At 70.0% G+C, this 7,035-nt stretch carries 5 protein-coding genes and 1 riboswitch; of the genes, 2 read left to right on the forward strand and 3 right to left on the reverse strand.

Annotated elements, in window-relative coordinates:
* Positions 1–221 precede the first annotated feature (221 nt).
* On the forward strand, positions 222–743 hold the full coding sequence (locus tag AB0J24_RS09040; protein ID WP_358677784.1) for a hypothetical protein: 522 nt from the start codon (positions 222–224) through the stop codon (positions 741–743).
* Here the strand turns inward: AB0J24_RS09040 and AB0J24_RS09045 are convergent.
* From AB0J24_RS09045 to AB0J24_RS09055, 3 genes are all read right to left on the reverse strand, one after another.
* A complete protein-coding gene (locus tag AB0J24_RS09045) occupies positions 733–1,707 on the reverse strand; it encodes an ABC transporter substrate-binding protein (RefSeq protein ID WP_358677787.1) in 975 nt (324 codons plus the stop codon). The two genes, AB0J24_RS09040 and AB0J24_RS09045, sit on opposite strands and share 11 nt — an antisense overlap.
* A gap of 170 nt (positions 1,708–1,877) precedes the next feature.
* Positions 1,878–2,972, reverse strand: coding sequence for a ribonucleotide-diphosphate reductase subunit beta (locus AB0J24_RS09050; protein WP_358677790.1), 1,095 nt, complete (start codon positions 2,970–2,972; stop codon positions 1,878–1,880).
* Positions 2,969–5,944, reverse strand: coding sequence for a ribonucleoside-diphosphate reductase subunit alpha (locus tag AB0J24_RS09055; RefSeq protein WP_358677792.1), 2,976 nt, complete (start codon positions 5,942–5,944; stop codon positions 2,969–2,971). The genes AB0J24_RS09050 and AB0J24_RS09055 overlap by 4 nt, the downstream gene beginning before the upstream one ends.
* 112 nt (positions 5,945–6,056) lie before the next feature.
* Positions 6,057–6,261, reverse strand: a riboswitch (cobalamin riboswitch).
* A gap of 298 nt (positions 6,262–6,559) precedes the next feature.
* Here AB0J24_RS09055 and AB0J24_RS09060 point away from each other — a divergent pair.
* Positions 6,560–6,922 (forward strand): hypothetical protein, encoded by a 363-nt coding sequence (locus AB0J24_RS09060; RefSeq protein WP_358677795.1) that lies wholly within the window; start codon positions 6,560–6,562, stop codon positions 6,920–6,922.
* Positions 6,923–7,035: the final 113 nt, after the last annotated feature.

The following is a 7,035-nucleotide window of genomic DNA, read 5'->3' on the forward strand; positions in this document are numbered from 1 at the left end:
GGCCGCGGCCGGTGCGATCGCCAGGAACGTCTGGGACCGGCTCGTCGCCTCCGTCCTCGCCCCGCAACAGTGCCCCCGAGCTCGGGCACGTGCACACCAGACTCACCGACGTCATCGACGAGCCGACGCGCGCCGATCTGCGACGAGAAGCTCTTTCCCTTCGGCCCGACGCCGTCGACGGCCACTCCACCACCCCCGGCTTCTCCATCGAACGTGGCTCTGTGACCAGCGGTTTCGGGGGCTTCTGCTACGCCGACCCGGGACCGGCCCTGCTCTCCTGGCACTGGACCGGGCCGCTGGCCCGCCACATCACCGAAACGACCGGGGCCACGGTCGTACCGACCGGGGTCGTCTACAACTACCACCGCGACGGGGACGGGAGCCCGCTGCACAACGACCCCTTCGCCACCGAACTCGTCGTGCTCACCCTGCTCGACGGCCCCGTCGAGCCCCTCCTGCTCCATCCCGATCTTGCAGACGCCCCGCTCGTGGAGGTCGGTGCACTGTCCGAGCGGACCGGCGGGCACCCCACCGGCGGGATCCCGTTCGACATCAGACCGACCCCGCTGCTGATGTCCGGCCAGGCGATCCCGCACCACCGCCACCCCGCGAGCCGCGATACGGAGGTTGTCGTGGCTGCACAGTTCTTCGGCGTCCTGGCGTCACTTACCAGCGGGACAGCCCGCTGGAGAGACTCTGCAGCTCGTGGCGTGCCGGGCTCGGCGCGGCAACTCAGCCGGTGAAGATCTCTGTGCGCAGGTCGGCGAGGACCTGCTCGGCGGCAGGAACCGACGCCCCGAGTCCCCAGGCGTCGCCGAACACGAACACCCGCTCGCCGCGCACGGCGTCGAGGTCCTGCCACAGGGGCGAGCGCTCCAGCTCGGCGAGCGGGCTCGCCCCGAGCGCGGAGTCGGAGTCCTGCTGCTGGTAAGCGACGATCGCGTCGGCCTCGAGCACGGAGACCTCCTCCAGGGAGATCGAGTTGAGTGCGGACTGGATGTCCCCGTCCGTGCACTCCGAACGCTGCCCGTCGGGCTGCCGAACACCAGCCGAGGCCAGCACCTCCCCGATCCACGTGCAACCGTAGGAATAGTAGAGCGGCGCCCCCTGATAGACGTCGACCCTGCTCAGGGTGCGCTCCGCGCCGCCCGCCATCACCTGCGTTCTGGTCTTGTCCGCCTCTGCGGCGAGGCCGGCCAGTTGCTCCTCCACCTCGGATTCCCGACCGACGGTGGCGCCGATCAGGCGGATGTCATCGGCCCACCCGGAATGGTAGAAGGAGAAGCCGACGCCCACGGTCGGCGCGATCTGCTCCAGCTGCGCCAGGACCGGCTCGAGCATCGGTGCCGTCCCGATGATCAGGTCCGGTTGCAGCGCGGCCACTTGCTCGAGGTCGATCTCCTGCATGGTGCCGACCAGTTCGATCCCGGCGGTGTCGGACTCGTCGAGGTAGTCCGGGAAGGGATCCCCGGAGGGGTACACGCGCAGCGCACCCGCCACGGGGACCTCGAGCTCCAACAGCGTGGGCAGCACGGTCACCGAGTCGAGAGTGACGATCCGCTGCGGGTCCTGCGGCACGCACGCCGAACCCAACTCATGGGCGACGGTCCGACACTCCTGTGCCGTCGTCGCGTCCCCGGCCGTGCCGCAGGACACCGCCGCCAGTGCGGTGACAAGCAGAACGACGGTCGAACCGATCCGAGCCATGGACACCCTCCGTAGTTGTGAGGGAACCTTAGATCAACTGTCGAGATGTTCAATTATGCCGGGTGAGCGACGACGCGGGCCCCTGGCTGCCGTCGTCGGGTCGGTCGCGCTGCACGCGGCCCGGTTGCTGTCGGGCCGGCGCACCGGTGGGTGCTGCAGGCCGCGCAGGATCAGTCCCACTCCAGGGAGCCGCCGGTGCGGTACTCGGTCACCCGGGTCTCGAAGAAGTTCTTCTCCTTCCGCAGGTCCATCGCCTCACTCATCCACGGGAACGGGTTCTCGACCTTCCCGAACAGCGGCGCGATCCCGATCTGCTCGGCGCGGCGGTCGGTGATGAATCGCAGGTACTGCTCGCAGGACTCGGCGGTCAGGCCGAGCATCCCGCGCGGCATGGTGTCGCGGGCGTAGGCGACCTCCAGCTCGCAGGCCTCGTGCAGCATGCCGCGGATCTCGTCGACGAACTCCGGCGTCCACAGGTGCGGGTTCTCGATCTTGATCTGGTTGATGCAGTCGATGCCGAAGTTCAGGTGGATGGACTCGTCGCGCAGGATGTACTGGTACTGCTCGGCGATGCCGATCATCTTGTTGCGCCGCCCGAGGGCCAGGATCTGGGCGAACCCGGTGTAGAACCACATGCCCTCGAACACCACGTAGAAGGCGATCAGGTCGCGCAGGAAGGCCCGGTCGGCTTCCGGGGTGCCGGTCCGGAAGCTCGGGTCGGAGAGCGCCTGGGTGTAGTGCAGCGCCCAGGTGTCCTTGTCGGTGATCGAGGGGACCTGGCGGTAGGCGTTGAACAGCTCTCCCTCGTCGAGGCCCAGCGAGTCGCAGACGTACTGGAAGGTGTGCGTGTGCACGGCCTCCTCGAACGACTGGCGCAGCAGGTACTGGCGGCACTCCGGGTTGGTGAGATGTCGGTAGACGGCGAGCACGATGTTGTTCGCGACCAGCGACTCCGCAGTGGCGAAGAAGCCCAGGTTGCGGGTCAGCATCAGGCGCTCGTCGTCGGTGAGTCCGCCCGGCGTGCGCCACAGTGCGATGTCGGCCTGCATGGCGACCTCGGTCGGCATCCAGTGGTTGGCGCAGCCGGCCAGGTACTTCTCCCATGCCCAGTGGTACTTCATCGGGAGCAGCTGGTTGACGTCCGTCCGGGCGTTGATCATGCGCTTGTCGTCGGCGTGGACCGGTGCGGCGCCGCGCTCGATCTCGCCGAGTCCGGTCGCGTCGGGGGCCGGGACGGTGTTCTCGGCGGTGGTCGAAGGAGTCACTGGCAGGCCTCGCAGTCGGGGTCGTCGATCGAGCAGGCGACGGCCGGGTCGAGATCGAGCTCCATGCCGTCGGTGGCCGGGTCGGTGGTCGGCGGCGTGCCGTTCACCGGCACGGCGGGCGCGGTCCCGTTCGGCGGGACCGCGGGTGTGCTGCCGGGCACCGGGTCGCCGACGGCCGGTCCGGTGGCAGTCCGGCCGTCGGCCGTGCCGGTCGGGACGCCGGTGAGCCGTCCGTCGGTGCCCTTCAGGGTGGACTTCTCCACCGCGGTCGCGGCTCGGGTCCGCAGGTAGTAGGTGGTCTTGAGACCGCTGCGCCAGGCCAGCCGGTACAGCTCGTCGAGCTTGCGGCCGCTGGGGCCGGCCAGATAGAGGTTCAACGACTGTGCCTGGTCGAGCCACTTCTGCCGGCGCGACGCGGCCGCGATCAGCCAGCGCGGCTCGATCTCGAACGCCGTCGCGTACAGCTCCTTGAGATCGGCGGGCACCCGGTCGATCTCGGCCAGCGACCCGTCGAAGTACTTCAGGTCGGCGACCATCACCTCGTCCCACAGGCCGCGCTCCTTGAGGTCGCGGACCAGGTGTGGGTTCACCACGGTGAACTCGCCCGACATGTTGGACTTCACGTACAGGTTCAGGTGGATCGGCTCGATCGACTGGGCGACCCCGCAGATGTTCGAGATCGTCGCGGTCGGGGCGATCGCCAGCACGTTGGAGTTGCGCATGCCTTGGCTGCGGACCTTCGAGCGCAGGCCGTCCCAGTCGAGGGTGGTCGACCGGTCGACGTCCAGCTCGCCCTCCTCGCGGGCCGTGGCCAGCAGCTCCAGCGAGTCGATCGGCAGGATGCCCCGGCTCCACAGCGAGCCCTCGAAGCTGGCGTAGCGCCCGCGCTCGGTCACCAGGTCGGACGACGCCGAGATCGCGTGATAGCTCAGCGCCTCCGCGCTGCGGTCGGCGAACTCGACCGCGGCGTCGCTGCCCGGCGCGATCCGCTGCAGGAACAGCGCGTCGGCGAAACCCATCATCCCCAGGCCGATCGGGCGGTGCCGCAGGTTCGACCGGCGGGCCTCCGGGATCGTGTAGAAGTTGATGTCCACGACGTTGTCCAGCATCCGGACGGCCGTGGTCACCGTGCGGCGGAGCTTGTCGGTGTCGAGTGCGGCATCGTTCCCCGTCCCGACGATGTGCGCGGCCAGGTTCACCGAGCCGAGATTGCAGACCGCGACCTCACCGTCCGGGCCGGCCTTCGTGTTCAGCGTGATCTCGGTGCACAGGTTCGACGAGTGCACCACCCCTGAGTGCTGCTGCGGGCTGCGCAGGTTGCACGGGTCCTTGAAGGTGATCCACGGATGCCCGGTCTCGAACAGCATGGTCAGCATCCGCCGCCACAGGTCGACCGCGCGCACGGTCCGGTACACCCGGATCTCACCCCGTCGGGCCGCCGCCTCGTACTCGCGGTACCGCTGCGTGAACGCGGTGCCGTAGAGGTCGTGCAGGTCGGGGACCTCGTCCGGGGAGAACAGGGTCCACTCCGCGTCCGCCTGCACCCGGCGCAGGAACTCGTCCGGCACCCAGTTCGCGGTGTTCATGTCGTGCGTGCGCCGCCGGTCGTCACCGGTGTTCTTGCGCAGGTCGAGGAACTCCTCGACGTCGACGTGCCAGGTCTCCAGGTACGCGCAGGCGGCGCCCTTGCGCTTACCGCCCTGGTTGACCGCGACCGCGGTGTCACCGGCGATCTTGAGGAACGGCACGACACCCTGCGAGACACCGTTGGTGCCGCGGATGTGCGCGCCGAGCCCGCGCACCGGCGTCCAGTCGTTGCCCAGGCCACCGGAGTACTTGGCGAGCAGCGCGTTGTTGCGGTAACCGCCGAAGATCGAGTCCAGGTCGTCGTCGACGGTGGTCAGGAAGCACGACGACAGCTGCGGCCTGGTCGTGCCCGAGTTGAACAGGGTGGGCGTGGAGGCCATGAAGTCGAAGCTCGACAGCAGCTCGTAGAACTCGACGGCCCGCGCCTCACGGTCGACCTCCCGGATCGCCAGGCCCATCGCGACCCGCAGGAAGAACGCCTGCGGCAGCTCGAAGCGGACGCCGCGCTCGTGCAGGAAGTAGCGGTCGTACAGGGTCTGCAGGCCGAGGAAGCCGATCTCGGTGTCCCGCTCCGGCCGGATCGCCGCGGTGACCCGGTCCAGGTCGAACGTGGCGAGCTCCGGGTCGACGAGCCCGATGTCGATCGCACGGCGCAGGTAGTCCCTGGTGTAGGAGGCGTAGCGCTGCGCCATCGTGGCCTGGTCGGGCGTCTCCCGGGTCCCGGACAGGTGCGACACGGCCTCGGCGCGCAGCCGGTCGAGCAGCAGCCGCGACGCCACCAGCGAGTAGTTCGGCTCCTGCTCGACGAGGGTGCGGGCGGCCATCACCAGCGCCTGGGACAGCTCGTCGGCGGTGATGCCGTCGTAGACGGTGCGGTCCAGCTCGGCGAGTACCGGCTCCTGCGACACGTCCTCGATGCCGTCGCACGCCTCGGCGAGCACGGTCTCGACGCGGTCGCGGTCGAGCGGGACCCGGCTGCCGTCCGGCCCGACGACATGCACGGTCGGTGCCGGTGGGGCGGCGGGTCCGGTGCTGCGGGCCTGCGCCTGCTGTTCCCGGTAGAGCACGTACGCACGGGCGATTTTGTGGTGCTCACCGCGCATCAGAGCCAGCTCGACCTGGTCCTGGATCTGCTCGACGTGCACGGCCGGGGCAGGGTGCCGGTGCAACGCGCCGACGACCTGCTCGGTCAGCTCGGCGACGAGATGATGCACCCGCGACGACGCGGCCGTGGACGGGCCCTCGACGGCGAGGAACGCCTTCGCCATCGCCACCGAGATCTTGCTCGGGTCGAACTCCGTCTCGGTACCGTCACGCCGGATCACCCGCAGACCGGGCGGAGCGGCGTCGTGCGTCGATGCAGGGGGAGCGGTGCTTGCGGTCACGGGTCTCTCCTCGCGAGTCGCCGTCGGCCCGTGGCCCGCGCGAGGAGGCGACGACGGACCCGGCCCGCCGCGCCCTGGCGCCCTCCCGCGAGGCCCCGGAGCTGTGCACACCGGCGGCGTGCACCCCGGTGGCAGGTCTTCGGACTCACGGGCGTCCTGCTCGTCCCTACTGGCCGTCGCTTCCCGGGATCGCTCCCAGTGCTTGTTGACGGCGGTCGTTCCCGTTCACCGCTGCGGGGCAGTCCCGGAATCGCACCGGGTTCCCTCTTGCCTCACCGACCCGAGCGGGCCGGTGAACCACCAGTGCTGCGGACACTACATCTTGGGTTGGAGTCCATTCGATACCCCTAGGGGTCCGGATTGCGGCCTCTTCATGACTCGCTGTGAACGTCGCTGTTCCCAGGCGTGCCGGTGGCCGAACCCGTCGCACACGTCACTCCGACGGGTGCACGGCCCGACTTGCGCCGGGACGAACCGGACGCGACGGAGGCTGTCCGGCTGCCGCGGCACGGCTATCCGCCGGTCCGGCACCCCGTACGGATGAGTTGCCGGGCGCAATGGTGCGGGGTCTGCCACGCTCGGCCGTGGTGACGGTCACCGTCGAAAGGAGTGGACATGAGCCATGACGTGCTGGAGGCAGCGGGCGTCACGACCCCGCCTGCCGTCCTCGAGACACTGCACGACGCCGAACGGGCGAGCACGGCGTGCGCGTCGGCGATGGTCGCCGCCGGTGGCATGGAACGCGAGATCCTGCTCGCGCTGGACTGTGCGGACCTGTGTTCGGCCGCCGCACGGGTGCTGGGACGGCGGCACGGGGACGAGGCCGTCGTCCGGGCCGCGGTGGACGCCGCGATGCTCGCCTGCGAGGCCAGCTCGGCGGCCTGCGGCGCGCACGCCGACCACCACGAGCACTGCCGGCGCCACTCCGAGATCACCAGGGAGGCCGCCGAGGTGCTGCGGGCCCAGGCAGGTGGCTGAGCACGCGACCGGTCCGTGAGCACCGGGGCCACCCGGTGCGGACCGGGTCGGTCCAGGGTGGCCGGCGCGTTCCGCGGAACGCCCACCGGCGCCGGTCCCGGCGCGTTCCGCGG

It is taken from the genome of Pseudonocardia sp. NPDC049635, from assembly GCF_040659795.1.
GTDB lineage: Bacteria > Actinomycetota > Actinomycetes > Mycobacteriales > Pseudonocardiaceae > Pseudonocardia.